Here is a 22,682-nt window from a genome sequence, read left to right as displayed (position 1 = left end):
GCTGGCAGCCTTTGTTGTTTCTGGCGCGAGGTTAGAAAAAATATCCATCGTGGTGTGCAAATAATCACTTGCCTATTTTGCGTCCTTTCTGTACTATTCGTGCTCCTTAAAACTCAGTCAATTTTCTTTAGTTCCTTGCTTCCTCTGGACGACTGAGCCATTTGTGGAAGCTGAATAATCCGTAAGGAGCAACCAATGCGTCATTACGAAATCGTATTCATGGTGCACCCAGATCAAAGCGAGCAAGTTGCTGGCATGATCGAGCGTTACACTGGTTCAATCACTGAAGCTGGCGGTAAAATCCACCGTCTAGAAGACTGGGGCCGTCGTCAACTGGCTTACCCAATCAACAAGCTTCACAAAGCTCACTACGTTCTAATGAACGTTGAAGCTGGTCAAGAAGTGATCGACGAACTAGAAACTGCTTTCCGTTTCAACGATGCAGTTCTACGTAACATGATCATGCGTACTAAAGCGGCTATCACTGAGCAATCTATCATGCTTAAGCAGAAAGAAGAGCGTGCAGAGCGTGCTCCTCGTCGCGAAGAGCGAGCTGAAGCTAAGCCAGAAGCAGCTGCTGAGTAATATTTCTTATGACCAATCGAATGGAGCTGAGTGGCACCATTGCCAAGCCGCCCATTCGTAGTAAAAGCCCTGGTGGCATTGAACACTGTCGGTTTTGGTTAGAGCACCGCTCTACTGTTATCGAAGCTGACCTACCTCGACAAGTTTATTGTCGAATGCCGGTAGTCGTCAGTGGGCTTGGGTCAAAAGCATTAACTCAGAATTTAGTACAAGGCAGTAACATTAAGGTAGGTGGATTTGTCGCCTATCAGACCGGCCGAAATGGCGTTGGGAAATTAGTGTTACATGCCGACAACATTACTCAAATTTAAGATCAGGAGATAGCCCATGGCTCGTTTCTTCCGTCGTCGTAAATTCTGCCGTTTCACTGCAGAAGGCGTACAAGAGATTGATTACAAAGACGTAGCAACTCTTAAAAACTACATCACTGAAGCTGGTAAAATCGTTCCTAGCCGTATCACTGGTACAAGCGCTAAATACCAACGTCAACTAGCTCGCGCTATCAAGCGTTCACGCTACCTAGCTCTACTACCGTACACTGATAAGCATCAGTAATCGGTCGTTTTATTAAGAAAGAGGATTAAGCAATGCAAGTTATTCTACTTGATAAAATCGGTAACCTAGGTGGTCTTGGCGACACAGTAAACGTTAAATCTGGCTACGCTCGTAACTTCCTTATCCCTCAAGGTAAAGCAGTTATGGCGACTAAAGGCAACGTTGAAATGTTCGAAGCTCGTCGCGCTGAACTAGAAGCTAAAGTTGCTGAGCAACTAGCTGCTGCTGAAGCACGTGCTGAGAAAGTTAACGCTCTAGAAGCAGTTGTTCTTGCTTCTAAAGCTGGTGACGAAGGCAAACTATTCGGTTCTATCGGTACTCGTGACATCGCTGAAGCTATCACAGCTGCAGGCGTTGAAGTTGCTAAGAGCGAAGTTCGCCTTCCTGAAGGTGCTCTACGTAACACTGGTGAGTTCGAGATCAGCGTTCAACTTCACTCTGAAGTTTTCGCTACAATCAACCTACAAGTTGTTGCTGCTGAGTAATTCAGTACCAAGCGAAATAGTAAAAAGCACCTCTTCGGAGGTGCTTTTTTTATGTCTGAATATTATGAAAAGCGGGAGTTAGAAGGCAAACAAAAGGTTGACGGAAAACACACTATCCGCCTTGCTCAAGCCCTCTGGCACTTTATCGTGATATTGGCGAGAGTGTGCTAATTTAAGAGCAATGTCTTCGGTAATGTTGTTGGTAACACTCAGATCACTATCAACACGAGTGTTGCTTTTACCAGCTACCAAAGTGATATCGGCAGAGAGGCTTAAGTTATCTAAAGCTTGCCATGTGGTGTTGATATTACCACGTACGATACCTTCCTGAACGATGTCTGGAAAGATGATGTCATCGTCATCTATTTCATCTAAGTTTGGTTCCTGGTAACGAAAACCAGGACCGATCTCCGCTTCCAAAATAAACTTTTCTGTATATGCGAACTGGTAACCCAGACCGCCAGAAAGGGTGTAATCTTTAAAGTAAGCACTGTAGCGTGAATCAACCCCTTTAAAGCTGCCGTACAAGTAGGTTTTTGGGCCTAACTTATAGTCGCTTTGCGCGCTGTAGGTGGAAGAGCGCTTGTCTTCCTCCCCATCTTTATAAAGGTTGTAGTACTTCCATTCGCCGCTAGAACGGTGGCGACCAGAAGTGTATTCAGCACTCAGACGAGCATTCAGGGAACGAGAGTCCGTGTTACCTGTGTGAGCTTGATAGCCGAACTCGACCTCAGTTTGTAGAGGATCGGGCACTTCAATTTCTTGCTCTGGCTGTACTGATTCTTCAGCGTACGATGCTCCCGTGCAAAGTAAGCTAAAGCCAAGTAACCAGTATCGGGACACAAATACCTCGAACGTAATAAAAAAGGAGGGGCATGATACTGATACAGATGTTTTATTCGGTCAATGATAGGTTAATTTTTATTAGACCTAAGCTGAAGAACCTTATCATCAGGCCCGCTTTGCGCATTGAACTTTTCTAACTGTCTGTTTCAGCGTGATTGGGAGAGATTCTACCGCAATTGCGTAATTTCGCACCATAAAAAGCGCTTTCACAGTCATTCACTTGTTGAATTCTTAACAAGTAATTGTCGCTTCAGGGAAGCATATTGGCTAGGTTTAAGGTTATAATCTTGGGTCATTAGTAGTTATCGAGCAAAGTCATGGCGGAAAACAGAAATCGCAAACCTTCAGACAGTCAGGTCGACGCAATCAAAGTGCCACCTCACTCGCTAGAAGCCGAGCAATCAGTAATTGGTGGTCTCTTACTGGACAATGAACGTTGGGACACGGTCGCCGAGCGTGTTGTGAGCAGTGATTTCTATAGCCGTCCTCACCGTCTAATCTTCGAAGGCGTAAAAACCATTCTTGAAGATGGTAAGCCTCTCGACTTGATTACCCTGTCGGAGCACCTAGAGCGTCACGAACAATTGGAAGACGTGGGTGGCTTTGCGTACCTTGCGGATCTTGCGAAAAACACACCAAGTGCAGCGAACATCAACGCTTATGCGGACATCGTAGCGGAGCGTGCAATTGTGCGCGGCCTGATCGGTGTAGCAAATGAAATTGCAGACGCTGGTTATGATCCTCAAGGTCGAAGCTCAGAAGACTTAATTGATATGGCGGAGAGTAAAGTTTTCGCCATTGCAGAATCTCGTACTAGCGAAAACGAAGGCCCACAAAACGTCGATAACATTCTCGAAAAAACGCTAGAGCGTATCGAGATGCTATACAAAACACCTCAAGATGGTGTGACGGGTGTAAACACGGGCTTCAACGACCTCAACAAAAAAACGGCGGGCCTACAAGGCTCTGACTTGGTTATCGTCGCGGCACGTCCATCGATGGGTAAAACGACCTTTGCGATGAACTTGTGTGAAAATGCAGCGATGGACCAAGACAAACCGGTTCTTATCTTCTCGCTAGAGATGCCTGCCGAACAGTTGATGATGCGTATGCTTGCGTCCTTATCTCGTGTTGACCAAACTAAGATCCGTACTGGTCAACTGGATGATGAAGATTGGGCACGTATTTCTTCTACCATGGGTATCCTAATGCAGAAGAAAAACATGTACATCGATGACAGCTCTGGCCTTACACCAACAGAAGTACGTTCCCGTGCTCGTCGTGTGGCGCGTGAACACGGTGGTCTTTCGATGATCATGGTCGACTACCTTCAGCTAATGCGTGTTCCTGCTCTCTCTGATAACCGTACCTTGGAAATCGCTGAAATCTCGCGCTCACTTAAAGCGTTGGCGAAAGAGTTGAATGTGCCAGTCGTTGCGCTATCACAGCTAAACCGTTCCTTAGAGCAACGTGCCGATAAGCGCCCAGTTAACTCGGACTTGCGTGAATCGGGCTCTATCGAGCAGGATGCCGACTTGATCATGTTTATTTACCGTGACGAGGTTTACAACCCTGATAGCCCATACAAAGGCACGGCAGAAATTATTCTTGGTAAGCAACGTAACGGCCCTATCGGTTCGGTTCGCTTAACCTTCCAAGGTCAACACTCGCGTTTCGATAACTACGCGGGCCCTGCATTTGATATCGATGATGAGTAATGCAATGAGCTACATGAAAGCCGCGATGGCATGCATTGACTTGTCAGCACTGCAGCACAACTTACAACGAGTAAAACAACAAGCACCAGACAGCAAAGTGATGGCGGTGGTGAAGGCAAATGGCTACGGTCATGGTCTTCGTCATGTAGCTAAACACGCGACGCATGCGGATGCCTTTGGCGTTGCTCGCATTGAAGAAGCGCTTCAGCTACGCGCGTGTGGTGTGGTGAAGCCGATTTTATTACTAGAAGGTTTTTATTCACCTGGCGACTTACCCGTGTTGGTGACTAATAACATTCAAACGGTTGTCCATTGTGAAGAGCAGTTGGCGGCATTAGAACAAGCTGAGCTCGAAACGCCCGTTGTGGTTTGGCTCAAAATCGACAGTGGTATGCATCGTCTTGGTGTACGTCCAGAGCAATACGATGAATTCATCACACGCCTGAAAGAGTGTCCAAATGTAGCGAAACCGCTGCGTTACATGAGCCACTTTGGTTGCGCTGATGAACTGGATAACAGCATCACGACAGAGCAAATCGACTTGTTTATGTCGCTTACCGCTGGCTGTCAGGGCGAGCGTTCTTTGGCGGCGTCAGCAGGCTTGCTTGCTTGGCCACAAAGTCAGCTAGATTGGGTTCGTCCGGGTATCATTATGTACGGCGTGTCTCCATTTAACGATAAAACCGCGCAAGATATGGGTTACAAACCCGTTATGACACTGAAGTCGCACTTGATCGCAGTACGTGAAGTGAAAAAAGGCGAAAGTGTCGGCTACGGTGGCATGTGGACCAGCGAGCGTGATACCAAAGTCGGCGTGATTGCGGTGGGTTACGGTGATGGTTACCCACGTACAGCACCAAATGGTACGCCTGTTCTGGTTAATGGACGTAAAGTGCCGATTGCTGGGCGTGTTTCTATGGACATGTTGACGGTCGATTTAGGGCCAGATGCGACTGATAAAGTGAGTGATGAAGCGATTCTATGGGGCAAGGACTTACCGGTAGAAGAGGTAGCAAGCCACATAGGCACCATAGCTTATGAGTTGGTGACTAAATTGACTTCTCGTGTCGAAATGGAATATTCGAAGTAACCCATGAAGAAAAGATTATTCTCAGTGCTGGCATTTTCTGCCAGCCTTTTTTTATCCCCACAGATAGTCGCGAAAGAGAAAGACTCAGCATTTGTTCCGTTCTATTTCAGTACTGAGACGCTCGGAAGTACAGTAGGCCTTGCTGGCGTTGCAAAAGGAGTAGGGCAACCGCAAGCTGCCTTGTTTGGTATGGGCCTGTATTCAGAGAAGGACAGCTACGTCGGTTTTCTTTCGGCCTTCAACTACGCTTTGTCTTCAAACCTTTTGTTTAGCACGCAGATGTATCAAGCGCGCTTTAACGACAACCCGTATTACTTAGGTGAACAAGGTTCGAATAGCTCTTCAACAGAAGATAAAACCGTAACCAACGGCGACGAAGAGAACTACAAACTGGAGTTCAAGTACCTGCTTCCTTGGGGTAATGTGCGTGAACACGGACTGCTTGGTGCATTCCAACCGGTAAGAGATGTGAGCTTTGCTTCTCCGGTCGATTCTGGTGTGAGCTCAATTATCTTCACGCCGTTTTATTCTTCTCGTGAGTTAGACATTTACAACGAGAAGAAAGAAGAAGCGACAGGGTTCAGCCTGACATTTGACTGGGACAACCGCGATAGCGTGCGTAACACGACACGAGGCTCTCATACGTCGTTTGATTTAACCACGGGTGCAGAGAGCCTACAGTCGGAAGACTTATGGCTGAAGTGGGAATTCCAAAACAGTCAGTACTACTCGTTAGGTCCGTTGGGCGATTGGTTTGATCAGCAAGTACTGGCGTTTGACTTCTATACTGCAGATACGCCGACATGGAATAAATGCGATGGCGCAGTATGTGCTCGTCCACCAGAGCAAGAGCAAGCTCGCTTGGGTGGCTTGTATCGTCTACGTGGTTATACCGCGGGTCGCTACCACGGCCGCAGTGCGATTCACTACTCTGCGGAGTACCGCGTATTACCAGACTGGCAGCCGCTCGATGATATCCCTCTCATCAACTACTACGATCTGCCTTGGTGGCAATGGGTCGCGTTTGCTGAGGTGGGGCGAGTCGCGGACGATTATGATTTAAAAACACTGCATGAAGACATGAAGTGGAACGTCGGCGGTGCGGTGCGCTTCCAAGTTGAAGGAATTGTGGTTCGTGCTGAAATGGCCAAAGGTGCCGATGAAGGCACTTTCCGAGTCATGATCAACCAACCGTTCTAAATCGATTCAAAAACAAAGGCTAACCTTGTGAGTTAGCCTTTGTTTTATCTGAACTATTCACCGTTGATGGTGGCAATAATACGACGACTGCCACCGTAATCTCGGTGTTCACCTAAGTAAATACCCTGCCATGTTCCTAAAGCTAACTGACCGTTTTGGATAGGAATTGTCACACTGCTGCCAAGTAGAGAGGCTTTAATATGTGCGGGCATATCATCATCGCCTTCATAAGTGTGTTGGTAATATGGTGCACGCTCAGGCACAAACTTATTGAAGTGGGCTTCCATATCCATTCGCACCGTTGGGTCCGCGTTTTCATTCAAGGTCAAACTGGCAGAAGTATGCTGAATGAATAAATGTAACAAACCTACTGAAAGCGATTGGATTTGCGGTAATTGTTGTTCAATTTCATCAGTGATTAGATGAAAGCCTCGGCTACGCGCTTTTAATTGTAGAGTTTTTTGTGCCCACATATGCGTTCCTTTGGAAAAATTTGGTTTGGCGTCTATCCTAATCCAATTAGAGCCTGTCATTACGAAATGATATGATTCCCAGCATCATAAATGAATTGTTTAAATTCGAAACAGGGAACGTGACCTAACTCAATGCGAGTGAAAGGGCACTCAGTCATAATTGGCGACTGAAAAAAAATTACAAAGACTTGTTTTGTGGCAATTTGCCCAAACATCTCATTTATATTCTATTTGCTTAATCGGGGATTCCGCAGTTTTCGCTAGACTGTCAGGAATGGAACCTACTGTAACATCGGGATAAAGACCATGTTGAAAAATATCAATCCAACGCAAACACAAGCTTGGAAAGCGCTAACTGCGCATTTCGAATCTGCACAAGATATGGATCTGAAAGAGCTATTTGCTCAAGACGCAGCGCGTTTCGACAAATACTCTGCACGCTTCGGCTCAGACATCCTAGTCGATTACTCAAAGAACCTAATCAACGAGGAAACTCTGAAGCACCTTTTCGCTCTTGCGAACGAGACTGAGCTTAAGTCAGCTATTGAAGCGATGTTCAGTGGTGAAGCGATCAACAAAACAGAAGATCGCGCTGTTCTTCACACTGCACTACGTAACCGTTCGAACACGCCTGTAATGGTTGGCGGCGAAGACGTAATGCCTGCGGTAAACGCGGTTCTTGAGAAAATCAAATCATTCACTGAGCGCGTAATCGGCGGTGAGTGGAAAGGTTACACAGGCAAAGCAATCACAGATATCGTAAACATCGGTATCGGCGGTTCTGACCTTGGTCCTTACATGGTGACTGAAGCACTAGCACCATACAAAAACCACCTAAACCTGCACTTCGTTTCTAACGTTGATGGTACTCACATCGTTGAAACTTTGAAGAAAGTAGACCCAGAGACAACGCTATTCTTGATCGCGTCTAAGACGTTCACGACTCAAGAAACTATGACAAACGCGCACTCTGCACGTGATTGGTTCCTAGCAACTGCTGGCGATCAAGCACACGTTGCTAAGCACTTCGCAGCGCTTTCTACTAATGCTCCTGCGGTATCTGAGTTTGGTATCGACACAGACAACATGTTTGAGTTCTGGGACTGGGTTGGTGGTCGTTACTCACTATGGTCTGCAATCGGTCTTTCAATTGCACTGGCTGTAGGTTACGACAACTTCATTGAGCTTCTAGACGGTGCTCACGAGATGGATAACCACTTCGTGTCGACAGATCTAGAAAGCAACATCCCAGTGATTCTTGCTCTGATCGGTATTTGGTACAACAACTTCCACGGCGCTGAGTCTGAAGCAATCCTACCTTACGACCAGTACATGCACCGTTTCGCGGCGTACTTCCAGCAAGGTAACATGGAATCTAACGGTAAGTACGTAGACCGTGAAGGCAACGCAGTGACTTACCAAACGGGTCCTATCATCTGGGGTGAACCAGGTACTAACGGTCAGCACGCGTTTTACCAGCTGATTCACCAAGGCACTAAGCTGATCCCATGTGACTTCATTGCACCAGCAATCAGCCACAATCCAGCAAGCGACCACCACCAAAAACTGATGTCTAACTTCTTTGCACAAACTGAAGCGCTGGCATTTGGTAAGTCTGCAGAAACTGTGAAAGCAGAATTTGCGAAAGCAGGTAAGAGCGAAGAGGAAATGGCGTCTCTAGTACCATTCAAAGTATTTGAAGGTAACCGCCCAACGAACTCGATCCTAGTTAAGCAAATCACACCTCGCACACTAGGTAACCTGATCGCAATGTACGAGCACAAAATCTTTGTTCAAGGCGTTATCTGGAACATCTTCAGCTTTGACCAATGGGGCGTTGAGCTAGGTAAACAGCTAGCAAACCAAATCCTACCTGAGCTAGCGGATGAGTCAGAAATCAACTCACATGACAGCTCGACAAATGGTCTAATCAATGCATTTAAAGCGTTCAAAGCTTAATGTTTGAATAGAAAAAGAAAAGGTCAGCAAACGCTGACCTTTTTTATTGCCTGAGGCAGAAACAAAAATAGGTTGGCACTGACCAACCTATTTCTTATCGATTATTCGAAGCAAATCTCGATGAAGGCATTTCCCCACTGTGAAGAGAAAGGCATGATGATGATTGAACCTTCACACTTGTGGCGAATGGTATGACCTCGACCTGATACCACAACCGGTGTTGCCATATCAAAATCAAACCCACTTTCCGCTAGAATGCGCTTCGCTCCGCCTGTCACCATATTCGTGATTTCGCCCACCATGTCAGTCACTTCTTCGTTCAGTCCATTTGGACGTTCACCAAGCATGTTCTGCATGATTTCAAGTGCTAACGCTTCGTCAAAGGTAATCGACATAGAGCCACGAGTTTGTGGGCCAACCATGCCAATAAGGCCAGAAACGTCACCTCGTGCGATCTCATCTTTCTTGATTCGCGGTTTTGTGGCTTCAATTCAAGCGAAGCCATGGTTTTTAGCACATTCATTAAAGAAGCCAAAAACGGGTTTACAAATTCAGCGCGCATAACGTTCTTCTATCTTTCTTATTTCGTCTCCGAGGAACATGCCTGGCACTCGCCATGGGTTTCGATAACGTGATTCGTCAGTTTGAATCCATGTTTCTCGGCGTTATTGGCTAACAAGGATATCAGCGTCTCGTCTTCAAGTTCAACGACATCGCCACATTTATCGCAAATTAGCAGTTGGAAAAAGTGCTGTTGAGTGTTGAACGAACAGCAAGTGATAAAGCTGTTGTTTGATTCCACTCGATGAATAAAGCCTTGTTCTAGAAGAAAATCTAATGCTCGGTATACCGTCGGTGGTTTAGCCTGTGGCTCACTCTCTTTCAGTTGCTCCAATAGCTCATACGCACTAGAGGCGCGGCGATTAGAACAAATGAGCTCAAAAACGCGTCGGCGTTGCGGCGTCAACCTTACTCCGCGCTCTGCGCAGATATGTTCAATTTGTTCAAGGATTGTTGGGTCCAAATCTTTCACCATAACTATCGGACGTGCTTTATGATAAACCATTTCTATACGAACTTCGTTTAGAAAGACTTCATTTTACCCACTATCAGACCGAAAATCATGAATTAAAGCAAGCAGGTGTATATCAGAGAGAGTAACCGATATCACAGAACGAGATCCCAATGCCGAAATACACCAGTTGGGAAGTAAGCTCACAACACTCGCATCCACTGCACAGTGGGTATACAATACCCGACTTCATTTTTTGAGCGCACCGTCGCGCTCTATCTTGGCAACGTAAAAACGGGTGTTTATATCATGACTCATTCTTGCAGGCTCTCTGTAGCACCAATGTTGGATTGGACGGATCGTCATTGTCGCTACTTCCATCGCTTAATGACCAAAGAAACCCTGTTGTACACCGAAATGGTGACTACAGGCGCGATCATTCATGGAAAAGGGGATTTCCTGGCTTATAACGAAGAAGAGCATCCGTTAGCCCTTCAGCTTGGTGGTTCTAACCCAGCAGATTTGGCAACGTGTGCCAAGCTAGCACAGGAGCGTGGCTACGATGAGATTAACCTAAACGTGGGTTGTCCGTCGGATCGTGTTCAAAATGGTCGCTTCGGTGCATGTTTAATGGCAGAGCCTCAATTGGTAGCCGACTGCGTTGCGGCGATGAAAGACGTGGTAGACGTGCCTGTTACTGTGAAAACACGTATCGGCATCGATGACCAAGACTCTTACGAGTTCCTAACCGATTTCGTATCTATTGTTTCTGAGAAAGGCGGTTGTGAGCAGTTCACTATCCACGCACGTAAAGCATGGTTAAGTGGTCTAAGCCCGAAAGAAAACCGTGAGATCCCACCATTGGATTACCCACGCGCTTACCAACTGAAGAAAGATTTCTCACACTTAACGATTGCGATCAACGGTGGCGTGAAATCACTGGAAGAAGCGAAAGAGCATCTACAACACTTAGATGGCGTGATGATCGGTCGAGAAGCGTACCAAAGCCCTTATTTGTTGGCATCTGTTGACCAAGAACTGTTCGGTTCAAACACGCCAGTGAAAAAGCGCAGCGAAATTGTTGAAGAGATGTACCCATACATTGAAGCGCAATTGGCAAAAGGGGCTTACCTAGGTCACATCACACGCCACATGCTGGGTCTGTTCCAAAGCATGCCGGGTGCTCGTCAATGGCGTCGTCACATCAGTGAAAACGCGCACAAACCGGGTTCTGGCCTAGAAGTGCTGCAAGACGCACTAGCGAAGATCCCAAAAGAATTAAATGTGTAAATTTCACCAGTGGTTGGTGAAAATAACCAACTGACAAATGATAAAGCCAGAGTGTGGAAATGCCTCTGGCTTTATTTTTGTCTAAATATCATTGGTTTATGCTGTTTTTTGTAAGTTGGTATGGAACCTGCTCTAGTAAAACTAAAACAAAGGAGAAGTGATTATGTTGGAGCTGATCTTTATTTTAGTTTTCACAGCAACCCTGTTGGTAACCGGTATTACCATGGTGACCGTATTTGCCGCGACAGGTATCGCATTGGTTGTGATGTTCTTGTTGGGTATGGTGGGCGCAGTATTAAAACTATTGCCTTGGTTGATAGTCATTGCATTAGGTATATGGTTTTTTAAAAACTTCGTCGCTCAGCCTCGTTATAAGTAACGGATTGTAGAGATTTAGTTGATGGCGGGCTGTGAGAGTATGTTAGTATTTCTCACATGCCCCTTAATGTTGAAATCAGCTATCTCGGAGTAAAAATTACATGACATATAAAGCGACCATCGCTTTAGCGACACTATCGTTGGCAGCGTCTAACCCTTGTTTTGCAGAGCAAGAGTCTTCTTTCACTACCAAGGTTGGTGCGGAAGTTTGGGTAGCGGATACCAAAGTGAATGAAGTAAGAAGAGATAGCGACACAACGGGTTCTTATTACGCTGCGATAGAGCATGACGTAAAGTACGTTCCCAATGCGCGCCTTCGTTACTCAAGTGTTGATGCGGATTACATGGGTTTCGACAAACTTGATCTCACTCTTTACTACCAAATTCTTGAACACGACTTGATGCATTTTGATGCGGGTCTGACCTTTAGTAATTTGAGCGATACAAAATATGTAGACGCAGGCACTAATGCTCGCACTGAAGACTTTGATGAGCTGATTTGGGCTTGGTACGGCTATGCAGAAATCACAGTGCCAAACACAAACTTTGATGTGATTGGTGAGATGAACTTCGGCGATAACAAAGGCATTAAGAGTACCGACCTAATGGCTGGTGTTCAGTACCGAATTCCTTTCCAAGAGTCTGAGTTAACATTCCGTGGTGGCTACCGTGTGATTGATTTAGAGTCTGAAGAATTCTTGTCGAACCTAGGTAAAGAGTTCATTTTTGCAGACGGCTTCTTTGTTGGTGCTCAGTTTTCTTTCTAAGTACGCTGCATTCATTTCTTTAAAACGTCGCTTTATAAGCGGCGTTTTTTTATATCACTTCATTATATTAAATCGAATTTCTCGCCCAAGTTTCAGTCTTCGACCATGCTTATTGAGAGCAATGTAGAAAAGTTGGAGCAGGGATTGCGATGACAATAAATGAATTACGACATCTATTTCGTGACAACCAGCTAGTAGAAGCCATCATCGAGCCTTCAATTCAAGAGGGAGGATGGGTTGTTGAGTTTCGCCATGCCCGTGGAGGGTTTGTTTGTCTCACAGACAGTCATGGGGAAGAGTGCCTGTATGATGACCTCGATACGGCATCAAAATCGGCGTTGGCGGTTGGCTTTCAACAAGTTCGTATTGAGGATCGCTGAGCACTAGGTCCAGCGTTCTTACTTCCAAAAAGTTATAAAACATTCTCTTCTATTCTTTCTTGTTATTAGAGAGAGTGGTTAATCTATCGTCACGCAATGAATAGGGATGTCGTGACAATGTCTTTTCAACAGAATGAATATTCTCACAAGAAAGTGTCGGAAGATAATAATGGGCAGGGTGGTAATCCACCAATCGCAAGCCCACTAAATGACCAGCAATTTAACTCACTCCAGCAAACTGTCTCAGAGTTGTCTTCACAGCAACTTGCATGGGTCAGCGGTTACTTCTGGGGACTCGCTCAAAACCAACCAAGCGCGGCGGCTGCAACACCAATCGCACAAGCGGCTGCTGCAGTAGCTGCAAAGCCAGCAGGCAAACTGAGCATCATTTTTGCTTCTCAAACCGGTAACGCGAAAGGCGTTGCTGAAGCACTAGAGCAAGAAGCTAAAGCTGAAGGCATTGCTGTAGAGCTGTTTGATGCCAGCGATTACAAAGGAAAGAACCTTGCGAAAGAGACCCACGTGATCATTGTGGCGTCGACCAACGGTGAAGGTGAAGCGCCGGATAATGCTATTGAACTGCATGAGTTCCTTCAATCTAAGAAAGCACCAAAGTTACCAAACCTGCAATACGCCGTGATTGCGCTGGGTGATTCTAGTTACGAGTTCTTCTGCCAAACGGGCAAAGACTTCGATACTTACTTGTCTAAGTTAGGTGCAACTGCCTTCATCGATCGCATTGATTGTGATGTGGATTATGAAGCGCCGGCTGCAGAATGGCGTAAGCAAGCGCTTGAACAAGTAAAAGAAGCCCTTTCTTCAGGTAATGAAGCAGAAGTCGTTCAACTACCTGTTGGTCAAGCCGCTCCAGGACATTCTGCTTATAACAAGCAAAACCCATATACCGCAACATTACTGACTAGCCAGAAAATCACGGGCCGTGATTCAGGTAAAGACGTTCGCCATGTAGAGATTGATCTCGAAGAGTCGGGTTTGACCTATCAGCCAGGTGATGCGCTAGGTGTTTGGTTCGACAATAGTTCAGAATTAGCCAACGCTATCTTAGCTAAGGCTGGTCTCTCTGGTGTAGAAAGTGTTGAAGTGGATGGCGAAAGCCTCTCTATTCACAGTGCATTGGTTAGCAAGTACGAAATCACCGCATCAAACCCTCAGTTTGTCACTAAATTCGCAGAGTTATCTGGTAGTAAGAAACTACAAAAGCTAGTGGAAGATAAAGACAAGCTTCGTGAGTACGCTGCAAATACGCAAGTTGTGGATGTACTTGCAGAGAAGAAGACCAAGCTAAGTGCAGAAGAATTGGTTGGTTTGCTTCGTCGATTGACACCTCGTCTATATTCTATCGCTTCGAGTCAAACGGAAGTCGATGAAGAAGTTCATCTAACCGTAGGCTTGGTTGAATACGACAAAGGTGATGAAAAGCGCTATGGCGGAGCATCGAGTTTCCTCGCTCAACGTCTAGAAGAAGGTGGTGAAGTGAAAGTGTTTGTTGAGCACAACAATAACTTCAAACTGCCACAAGATGACAACATTCCAATCATCATGGTTGGTCCTGGTACCGGTATTGCGCCTTTCCGCAGCTTTATTCAGGAGCGTGATAACCGTGACGCGGAAGGCAAGAACTGGTTGTTCTTTGGTGACCGTACCTTTACTCAAGATTTCCTTTACCAAGTGGAATGGCAGAAGTACCTCAAGTCAGGTTTGCTGACTCGCCTTGATGTTGCGTTTAGCCGTGACCAAGCAGAGAAGGTTTATGTTCAACATCGCATCCTAGAAAACGCTGAACAAGTTTGGCAATGGATTCAAGATGGTGCCTACATCTATGTATGTGGTGATGCCACTCGTATGGCAAAAGATGTTCACGATGCGCTGGTATTTGTAGCCGAGCAACAAGGCAAGCTATCTCGTGAAGAAGCCGAAGCATTTATCAACGATCTACGTAAAGCGAAACGTTACCAAAGGGATGTGTACTAATGAGCGCGAATCAACAATCAAACAGCCAAGAAGTATTAGGTGAGGTGCTTGGTCCACTCTCGGATAACGAGCGTCTTAAAAGAGAAAGTAATTTACTGCGTGGAACGATTGAACAAGATCTGCAAGACCGCATTACTGGTGGCTTTACTGCAGACAACTTCCAATTGATTCGTTTTCACGGAATGTACCAGCAAGATGACCGCGATATCCGTAACGAGCGTGCTAAACAAAAGTTGGAGCCGCTGCACAATGTCATGCTTCGTGCGCGTATGCCGGGTGGCATCATTACGCCAAAGCAATGGCTAGCGATCGACAAGTTTGCAACCGAGCACTCTCTATATGGAAGTATTCGTCTTACTACTCGTCAAACATTCCAGTTCCATGGCGTGCTAAAACCAAATATCAAGTTAATGCACCAAACGCTCAACAGCATTGGTATTGATTCGATTGCAACTGCGGGTGATGTTAACCGTAACGTGTTGTGCACCACTAACCCAGTGGAGTCGGAGCTACACCAAGAAGCTTACGAATGGGCGAAGAAGATCAGTGAGCATCTATTACCGAAGACACGCGCTTATGCCGAGATTTGGTTAGACGGTGAAAAAGTAGAAAGCACGGAAGAAGACGAACCGATTCTAGGTAAGAACTACTTACCACGTAAGTTTAAAACCACAGTGGTTATCCCACCGCAAAATGACGTAGACGTACACGCTAACGATCTTAACTTCGTAGCGATTGCAGATAACGGCAAGTTGGTTGGTTTTAACGTACTTGTTGGTGGCGGTTTAGCGATGACGCATGGCGATACTTCAACCTATCCACGTAGAGCGGATGACTTTGGTTTTATTCCCTTGGAGAAAACACTTGATGTTGCTGCTGCTGTAGTAACAACTCAACGTGATTGGGGTAACCGTTCTAATCGTAAGAATGCGAAAACCAAATACACATTAGATCGTGTCGGTAGTGATGTGTTTAAAGCGGAAGTAGAAAAACGTGCCGGTGTTAAGTTTGAGCAAAGCCGTCCTTACGAATTCACGGAACGTGGTGACCGTATCGGTTGGGTTGAAGGGATCGATGGTAAGCATCACCTAGCTCTTTTCATCGAAAACGGTCGTCTATTAGATTTCCCAGGTAAGCCACTTAAGACAGGCGTTGCTGAAATTGCCAAAATCCACAAAGGCGATTTCCGTATGACAGCAAACCAAAACCTGATTGTTGCTGGTGTACCAAAAAGCCAAAAAGCGAAGATCGAAAAGATTGCTCGTGAACATGGCTTAATGGATGACGGCGTAAGTGAACAGCGTAAGAGCTCGATGGCGTGTGTGGCGTTCCCAACATGTCCATTAGCAATGGCAGAAGCAGAACGCTTCCTTCCTCAGTTCGTAACCGATGTAGAAGGTATTCTAGAAAAGCATGGTATCCCTGAAGAAGACAATATCATTCTGCGAGTAACAGGATGTCCAAATGGTTGTGGTCGAGCAATGCTGGCAGAAATCGGCTTAGTTGGTAAAGCACCAGGTCGATACAACTTACACCTAGGTGGTAACCGCGGTGGTACTCGAGTACCGAAGATGTATAAAGAGAACATTACGGATAAGCAAATCTTAGAAGAGATTGATCAGCTGGTGGCTCGTTGGGCTGCTGAACGTGAAGAAGGCGAAGCATTTGGTGACTTCACAATTCGAGCTGGCATTATCCAAGAAGTGTTCGTATCAAAGAGGGACTTCCATGCTTGATTCTGTAGCGTCCAAACCGGAGCTAACAGAGTTACTGACATTAACTAAGACGGAGCAAATCCTCCGTCTTGCTCAAATCAATGTCGAGCTCGAACAGCTTTCGGCACAAGAGAGAGTAAAGTGGGCATTGGAGAACTTGGAAGGGGAGTTCGCAGTCTCTTCCAGTTTCGGTATCCAAGCCGCAGTGATGCTCCATCTCGTGACACAACAAAAGCCGGACATTCCAATCATCCTAACGGACACCGGTTATCTATTTGCAGAGACTTATCAATTTATCGACCAGCTGAAAGCGCAACTGAGCCTCAACCTTAAAGTGTACCGAGCAAAAGAAAGTGCCAATTGGCAAGAAGCACGTTATGGAAAACTTTGGGAACAAGGTATAGAGGGAATTGAAAAGTACAACAAGATAAACAAAGTCGAGCCAATGCGACGAGCTCTACGTGAGCAAAACGTCGGTACTTGGTTTTCAGGTTTGCGTCGAGAGCAAAGTCAATCTCGTGCAGGTCTACCAATCTTGTCGATTCAAAATGGCGTATTTAAATTCTTACCAGTGATCGACTGGACTAATAAGGATGTGCACTACTACCTAGAAGAGCATGGTTTGAGTTATCACCCTCTTTGGGAGCAAGGCTACTTATCTGTAGGAGATACCCATACCAGTAGAAAGTGGGAGCCGGGTATGTCAGAAGAAGAAACCCGTTTCTTTGGCTTAAAGCGTGAGTGTGGATTACATGAAGACGACGGTAGTGAGCAGGATGGCTCAGGCATTTAGATGCTAGCTCTGGCGAAAGTCGTGTTCAGGGTAAATAAAGAAAGCTGCTGTAAAGCAGCTTTCTTTATTTATAGAGGAAGAAAAAGAGGGTGAAAAAGGATAACTCTGTGGATAAGTTGTTTGCTTTCTTGGGGTAAAGTTGGATAAATAAAGGTTTGATCGAAAACTCATCGTTTAACCATTGTTTTTGCAATTTTTGCAAAATAACGCTTGCCAATGTGAGCGCGATCTCTATAATGCGTCCTTGTCGACAGGGCAGAGCTCACAAGGCTTCAAAGCAAAGTCGACAAGGTCAGAAAGAAAAACGAAATAGTTAATTGCTTTTACTTTAAAAAATAAAATAAATAGCAAAAAGTGTTTGACACAGAAAATTATCTCGCTAGAATGGCCGCCTCTTCCGAAGTGATGTGAATCACAAAGAAGAGTAGCTCTTTAAAAATAAGAACCTATCAATCTGTGTGGGCACTCGTTGATGATAATCCAATTAGATACTTCGGTATCAAATTAGGTTTCAATGAAACGAAGTGACCATTGAATCGAAAGATTCAGCACAGTCAATTCAAACATTACTTTATGTAATGTTCAGTATTCATTGAGCCGAACAAAATCTTAAATTGAAGAGTTTGATCATGGCTCAGATTGAACGCTGGCGGCAGGCCTAACACATGCAAGTCGAGCGGAAACGAGTTATCTGAACCTTCGGGGAACGATAACGGCGTCGAGCGGCGGACGGGTGAGTAATGCCTAGGAAATTGCCCTGATGTGGGGGATAACCATTGGAAACGATGGCTAATACCGCATAATGCCTACGGGCCAAAGAGGGGGACCTTCGGGCCTCTCGCGTCAGGATATGCCTAGGTGGGATTAGCTAGTTGGTGAGGTAAGGGCTCACCAAGGCGACGATCCCTAGCTGGTCTGAGAGGATGATCAGCCACACTGGAACTGAGACACGGTCCAGACTCCTACGGGAGGCAGCAGTGGGGAATATTGCACAATGGGCGCAAGCCTGATGCAGCCATGCCGCGTGTGTGAAGAAGGCCTTCGGGTTGTAAAGCACTTTCAGTCGTGAGGAAGGTAGTGTAGTTAATAGCTGCATTATTTGACGTTAGCGACAGAAGAAGCACCGGCTAACTCCGTGCCAGCAGCCGCGGTAATACGGAGGGTGCGAGCGTTAATCGGAATTACTGGGCGTAAAGCGCATGCAGGTGGTTTGTTAAGTCAGATGTGAAAGCCCGGGGCTCAACCTCGGAATTGCATTTGAAACTGGCAGACTAGAGTACTGTAGAGGGGGGTAGAATTTCAGGTGTAGCGGTGAAATGCGTAGAGATCTGAAGGAATACCGGTGGCGAAGGCGGCCCCCTGGACAGATACTGACACTCAGATGCGAAAGCGTGGGGAGCAAACAGGATTAGATACCCTGGTAGTCCACGCCGTAAACGATGTCTACTTGGAGGTTGTGGCCTTGAGCCGTGGCTTTCGGAGCTAACGCGTTAAGTAGACCGCCTGGGGAGTACGGTCGCAAGATTAAAACTCAAATGAATTGACGGGGGCCCGCACAAGCGGTGGAGCATGTGGTTTAATTCGATGCAACGCGAAGAACCTTACCTACTCTTGACATCCAGAGAACTTTCCAGAGATGGATTGGTGCCTTCGGGAACTCTGAGACAGGTGCTGCATGGCTGTCGTCAGCTCGTGTTGTGAAATGTTGGGTTAAGTCCCGCAACGAGCGCAACCCTTATCCTTGTTTGCCAGCGAGTAATGTCGGGAACTCCAGGGAGACTGCCGGTGATAAACCGGAGGAAGGTGGGGACGACGTCAAGTCATCATGGCCCTTACGAGTAGGGCTACACACGTGCTACAATGGCGCATACAGAGGGCGGCCAACTTGCGAGAGTGAGCGAATCCCAAAAAGTGCGTCGTAGTCCGGATCGGAGTCTGCAACTCGACTCCGTGAAGTCGGAATCGCTAGTAATCGTGGATCAGAATGCCACGGTGAATACGTTCCCGGGCCTTGTACACACCGCCCGTCACACCATGGGAGTGGGCTGCAAAAGAAGTAGGTAGTTTAACCTTCGGGAGGACGCTTACCACTTTGTGGTTCATGACTGGGGTGAAGTCGTAACAAGGTAGCGCTAGGGGAACCTGGCGCTGGATCACCTCCTTATACGATACGGATAGTTTGCTTTCACTTTTAAAAAGTGAAGACAAATGAGTCATGATGAGTGTCCACACAGATTGATAGTTCACAAGCGAAAGCTTGTAGCTAACATAGCTCTTTAACAATTTGGAAAGCTGACAAAACAATCCTTGTCTTTAAATAGATAGGAGATTGTTTGTAAAGTTCTCAAAGTATTCTTAATTGAATACTCCAAACAACACATTCAAGTGTTCTTGGGTTTTGTGAAAGCAAAACATATTTGAGTCCGGCAAAATCGAAAGCTATCTCGCTCATTCAAATAATGAGATAGCAACTTTGGTTGTTTAACTTCAATTCGAAACTCCTTCGGGTTGTATGGTTAAGTGACTAAGCGTACACGGTGGATGCCTTGGCAGTCAGAGGCGATGAAGGACGTATTAACTTGCGATAAGCCCAGATTAGGTAGTAAAAACCATTTGAGTCTGGGATTTCCGAATGGGGAAACCCACTTACATAAGTAAGTATCGCTGCGTGAATACATAGCGTAGCGAGGCGAACCGGGGGAACTGAAACATCTAAGTACCCCGAGGAAAAGAAATCAACCGAGATTCCGAAAGTAGCGGCGAGCGAAATTGGACTAGCCCTTAAGCTTTTTATGCGTCAGGTGAAACTTCTGGAAAGTTGTGCGATACAGGGTGATAGCCCCGTAACCGGCAACGCATTTAAAGTGAAATCGAGTAGGGCGGGACACGTGATATCCTGTCTGAATATGGGGGGACCATCCTCCAAGGCTAAATACTACTGACTGACCGATAGTGAACCAGTACCGTGAGGGAAAGGCGAAAAGAACCCCTGTGAGGGGAGTGAAATAGAACCTGAAACCGTGTACGTACAAGCAGTAGGAGCACCTTCGTGGTGTGACTGCGTACCTTTTGTATAATGGGTCAGCGACTTATATTCAGTGGCAAGGTTAACCATCTAGGGGAGCCGTAGGGAAACCGAGTCTTAACTGGGCGTTCAGTCTCTGGATATAGACCCGAAACCAGGTGATCTAGCCATGGGCAGGTTGAAGGTTGAGTAACATCAACTGGAGGACCGAACCGACTAATGTTGAAAAATTAGCGGATGACTTGTGGCTAGGGGTGAAAGGCCAATCAAACCTGGAGATAGCTGGTTCTCCCCGAAAGCTATTTAGGTAGCGCCTCGGACGAATACTACTGGGGGTAGAGCACTGTTAAGGCTAGGGGGTCATCCCGACTTACCAACCCTTTGCAAACTCCGAATACCAGTAAGTACTATCCGGGAGACACACGGCGGGTGCTAACGTCCGTCGTGGAGAGGGAAACAACCCAGACCGCCAGCTAAGGTCCCAAATTACTACTAAGTGGGAAACGATGTGGGAAGGCTCAGACAGCCAGGATGTTGGCTTAGAAGCAGCCATCATTTAAAGAAAGCGTAATAGCTCACTGGTCGAGTCGGCCTGCGCGGAAGATGTAACGGGGCTAAGTAGTAAACCGAAGCTGCGGCAATGCACTTTGTGCATTGGGTAGGGGAGCGTTCTGTAAGCGGTTGAAGGTGTGTGGTAACGCATGCTGGACGTATCAGAAGTGCGAATGCTGACATGAGTAACGATAAAGGGGGTGAAAAACCTCCTCGCCGGAAGACCAAGGGTTCCTGTCCAACGTTAATCGGGGCAGGGTAAGTCGACCCCTAAGGCGAGGCCGAAAGGCGTAGTCGATGGGAAACGGGTTAATATTCCCGTACTTCTTACAATTGCGATGGGGGGACGGAGAAGGCTAGGTGGGCCTGGCGACGGTTGTCCAGGTTCAAGTGCGTAGGCTGAAGAGTTAGGTAAATCCGGCTCTTCTTAAGGCTGAGACACGACGTCGAGCTACTACGGTAGTGAAGTCATTGATGCCATGCTTCCAGGAAAAGCCTCTAAGCTTCAGATTGTAAGGAATCGTACCCCAAACCGACACAGGTGGTCGGGTAGAGAATACCAAGGCGCTTGAGAGAACTCGGGTGAAGGAACTAGGCAAAATGGTACCGTAACTTCGGGAGAAGGTACGCTCTCGACGGTGAAGTCCCTTGCGGATGGAGCTATTGAGAGTCGCAGATACCAGGTGGCTGCAACTGTTTATTAAAAACACAGCACTGTGCAAAATCGTAAGATGACGTATACGGTGTGACGCCTGCCCGGTGCCGGAAGGTTAATTGATGGGGTTAGACTTCGGTCGAAGCTCTTGATCGAAGCCCCGGTAAACGGCGGCCGTAACTATAACGGTCCTAAGGTAGCGAAATTCCTTGTCGGGTAAGTTCCGACCTGCACGAATGGCGTAATGATGGCCACGCTGTCTCCACCCGAGACTCAGTGAAATTGAAATCGCTGTGAAGATGCAGTGTACCCGCGGCTAGACGGAAAGACCCCGTGAACCTTTACTACAGCTTGGCACTGAACATTGACCCTACATGTGTAGGATAGGTGGGAGGCTTTGAAACTAGTACGCCAGTATTAGTGGAGCCGTCCTTGAAATACCACCCTTGTAGTGTTGATGTTCTAACGTTGACCCCTCATCGGGGTTGCGGACAGTGCCTGGTGGGTAGTTTGACTGGGGCGGTCTCCTCCCAAAGCGTAACGGAGGAGCACGAAGGTGGGCTAATCACGGTTGGACATCGTGAGGTTAGTGCAATGGCATAAGCCCGCTTGACTGCGAGAATGACAATTCGAGCAGGTGCGAAAGCAGGTCATAGTGATCCGGTGGTTCTGAATGGAAGGGCCATCGCTCAACGGATAAAAGGTACTCCGGGGATAACAGGCTGATACCGCCCAAGAGTTCATATCGACGGCGGTGTTTGGCACCTCGATGTCGGCTCATCACATCCTGGGGCTGAAGTCGGTCCCAAGGGTATGGCTGTTCGCCATTTAAAGTGGTACGCGAGCTGGGTTTAGAACGTCGTGAGACAGTTCGGTCCCTATCTGCCGTGGGCGTTGGAAGATTGAAGGGGGCTGCTCCTAGTACGAGAGGACCGGAGTGGACGAACCTCTGGTGTTCGGGTTGTGTCGCCAGACGCATTGCCCGGTAGCTAAGTTCGGAATCGATAACCGCTGAAAGCATCTAAGCGGGAAGCGAGCCCTGAGATGAGTCTTCCCTGATACTTTAAGTATCCTAAAGGGTTGTTCGAGACTAGAACGTTGATAGGCAGGGTGTGTAAGCGTTGTGAGGCGTTGAGCTAACCTGTACTAATTGCCCGTGAGGCTTAACCATACAACACCCAAGGGGTTTTGATGGACTCAAAGCAAGAACGA

The 22,682-nt window shown here is 46.7% G+C and carries 18 protein-coding genes, 2 rRNA genes and 1 pseudogene; 17 read left to right on the top strand and 4 right to left on the bottom strand.

Annotated elements, in window-relative coordinates; all coding sequences use genetic code 11:
• Positions 1–195 precede the first annotated feature (195 nt).
• Genes rpsF through rplI form a run of 4 tightly spaced genes read left to right on the top strand, consistent with a single transcriptional unit; the run spans position 196 to position 1,625 of the window.
• Positions 196–585 carry a 30S ribosomal protein S6 gene (rpsF, locus tag KHO06_RS15065; protein WP_005438446.1) on the top strand — a complete coding sequence of 130 codons (390 nt, stop codon included), beginning with the start codon at positions 196–198 and terminating at the stop codon, positions 583–585.
• Between the two features lie 8 nt (positions 586–593).
• The gene (gene priB / locus KHO06_RS15060; RefSeq protein WP_047482694.1) at positions 594–896 is read left to right on the top strand and encodes a primosomal replication protein N; all 303 of its coding nucleotides are present in this window, start codon (positions 594–596) and stop codon (positions 894–896) included.
• A gap of 16 nt (positions 897–912) precedes the next feature.
• The gene (gene rpsR, locus KHO06_RS15055; RefSeq protein ID WP_000090472.1) at positions 913–1,140 is read left to right on the top strand and encodes a 30S ribosomal protein S18; all 228 of its coding nucleotides are present in this window, start codon (positions 913–915) and stop codon (positions 1,138–1,140) included.
• Between the two features lie 32 nt (positions 1,141–1,172).
• The gene (rplI, locus tag KHO06_RS15050) at positions 1,173–1,625 is read left to right on the top strand and encodes a 50S ribosomal protein L9 (protein ID WP_005451518.1); all 453 of its coding nucleotides are present in this window, start codon (positions 1,173–1,175) and stop codon (positions 1,623–1,625) included.
• A gap of 78 nt (positions 1,626–1,703) precedes the next feature.
• Here the strand turns inward: rplI and KHO06_RS15045 are convergent, their stop codons facing one another.
• A complete protein-coding gene (locus KHO06_RS15045; RefSeq protein ID WP_005427267.1) occupies positions 1,704–2,468 on the bottom strand; it encodes a DUF481 domain-containing protein in 765 nt (254 codons plus the stop codon).
• Between the two features lie 320 nt (positions 2,469–2,788).
• Here KHO06_RS15045 and KHO06_RS15040 point away from each other — a divergent pair, with 320 nt between their 5' ends.
• From KHO06_RS15040 to KHO06_RS15030, 3 genes are read left to right on the top strand one after another with little or no spacing between them, the layout of a single operon-like run.
• Complete coding sequence (locus KHO06_RS15040) at positions 2,789–4,189, top strand: replicative DNA helicase (protein WP_005532691.1); 1,401 nt, start codon at positions 2,789–2,791, stop codon at positions 4,187–4,189.
• 13 nt (positions 4,190–4,202) lie between these two features.
• Entirely contained in the window at positions 4,203–5,279 is a 1,077-nt protein-coding gene (alr, locus tag KHO06_RS15035; RefSeq protein WP_155396261.1) for an alanine racemase, read from the top strand.
• A gap of 3 nt (positions 5,280–5,282) precedes the next feature.
• The gene (locus KHO06_RS15030; protein ID WP_045369302.1) at positions 5,283–6,479 is read left to right on the top strand and encodes a BamA/TamA family outer membrane protein; all 1,197 of its coding nucleotides are present in this window, start codon (positions 5,283–5,285) and stop codon (positions 6,477–6,479) included.
• Between the two features lie 53 nt (positions 6,480–6,532).
• Here the strand turns inward: KHO06_RS15030 and KHO06_RS15025 are convergent, their stop codons facing one another.
• Positions 6,533–6,952, bottom strand: a complete 420-nt coding sequence (locus KHO06_RS15025; protein WP_021017969.1) for a secondary thiamine-phosphate synthase enzyme YjbQ — start codon at positions 6,950–6,952, stop codon at positions 6,533–6,535.
• 306 nt (positions 6,953–7,258) lie between these two features.
• Between KHO06_RS15025 and pgi the strand changes: the two genes are divergently transcribed.
• Complete coding sequence (gene pgi / locus KHO06_RS15020) at positions 7,259–8,911, top strand: glucose-6-phosphate isomerase (RefSeq protein WP_011999039.1); 1,653 nt, start codon at positions 7,259–7,261, stop codon at positions 8,909–8,911.
• A 101-nt stretch (positions 8,912–9,012) separates the two neighbouring features.
• Here pgi and KHO06_RS15015 read toward each other — a convergent pair.
• Together KHO06_RS15015 and zur are read right to left on the bottom strand one after the other, a co-directional pair.
• A pseudogene (locus KHO06_RS15015) lies at positions 9,013–9,473 on the bottom strand (chemotaxis protein CheX).
• 18 nt (positions 9,474–9,491) lie between these two features.
• Positions 9,492–9,947, bottom strand: a complete 456-nt coding sequence (gene zur, locus KHO06_RS15010) for a zinc uptake transcriptional repressor Zur (protein WP_005536446.1) — start codon at positions 9,945–9,947, stop codon at positions 9,492–9,494.
• A 285-nt stretch (positions 9,948–10,232) separates the two neighbouring features.
• On the opposite strand from zur, the gene dusA reads away from it, so the two are divergent.
• The 9 genes from dusA to KHO06_RS14965 all read left to right on the top strand — a co-directional run bounded on the left by dusA (position 10,233) and on the right by KHO06_RS14965 (position 22,641).
• On the top strand, positions 10,233–11,213 hold the full coding sequence (gene dusA / locus KHO06_RS15005; RefSeq protein WP_182053764.1) for a tRNA dihydrouridine(20/20a) synthase DusA: 981 nt from the start codon (positions 10,233–10,235) through the stop codon (positions 11,211–11,213).
• Positions 11,214–11,376: 163 nt separating this feature from the next.
• The gene (pspG, locus tag KHO06_RS15000) at positions 11,377–11,592 is read left to right on the top strand and encodes an envelope stress response protein PspG (protein ID WP_005451528.1); all 216 of its coding nucleotides are present in this window, start codon (positions 11,377–11,379) and stop codon (positions 11,590–11,592) included.
• 100 nt (positions 11,593–11,692) lie between these two features.
• The gene (locus KHO06_RS14995; RefSeq protein WP_005536440.1) at positions 11,693–12,358 is read left to right on the top strand and encodes a TIGR04219 family outer membrane beta-barrel protein; all 666 of its coding nucleotides are present in this window, start codon (positions 11,693–11,695) and stop codon (positions 12,356–12,358) included.
• Between the two features lie 149 nt (positions 12,359–12,507).
• Positions 12,508–12,738 carry a hypothetical protein gene (locus tag KHO06_RS14990; protein ID WP_005451530.1) on the top strand — a complete coding sequence of 77 codons (231 nt, stop codon included), beginning with the start codon at positions 12,508–12,510 and terminating at the stop codon, positions 12,736–12,738.
• Positions 12,739–12,855: 117 nt separating this feature from the next.
• Positions 12,856–14,730 (top strand): assimilatory sulfite reductase (NADPH) flavoprotein subunit, encoded by a 1,875-nt coding sequence (locus KHO06_RS14985; protein WP_212581825.1) that lies wholly within the window; start codon positions 12,856–12,858, stop codon positions 14,728–14,730.
• Complete coding sequence (gene cysI, locus KHO06_RS14980; protein WP_212581824.1) at positions 14,730–16,466, top strand: assimilatory sulfite reductase (NADPH) hemoprotein subunit; 1,737 nt, start codon at positions 14,730–14,732, stop codon at positions 16,464–16,466. Before KHO06_RS14985 ends, cysI begins: the two co-directional genes overlap by 1 nt.
• Positions 16,459–17,238: a phosphoadenylyl-sulfate reductase gene (locus KHO06_RS14975; protein WP_212581823.1), complete on the top strand. Its 780-nt coding sequence runs from the start codon at positions 16,459–16,461 to the stop codon at positions 17,236–17,238. Before cysI ends, KHO06_RS14975 begins: the two co-directional genes overlap by 8 nt.
• Positions 17,239–17,849: 611 nt before the next feature.
• A 16S ribosomal RNA gene (locus KHO06_RS14970) occupies positions 17,850–19,402 on the top strand.
• A gap of 350 nt (positions 19,403–19,752) precedes the next feature.
• Positions 19,753–22,641: ribosomal RNA gene (locus KHO06_RS14965) — 23S ribosomal RNA — on the top strand.
• Together the 16S and 23S rRNA genes form the textbook arrangement of a ribosomal RNA operon.
• Positions 22,642–22,682: the final 41 nt, after the last annotated feature.

This window comes from Vibrio sp. B1FIG11 (genome assembly GCF_905175335.1).
Classification (GTDB): domain Bacteria; phylum Pseudomonadota; class Gammaproteobacteria; order Enterobacterales; family Vibrionaceae; genus Vibrio; species Vibrio campbellii.
This window is presented reverse-complemented; position numbering and strand designations above follow the sequence as displayed.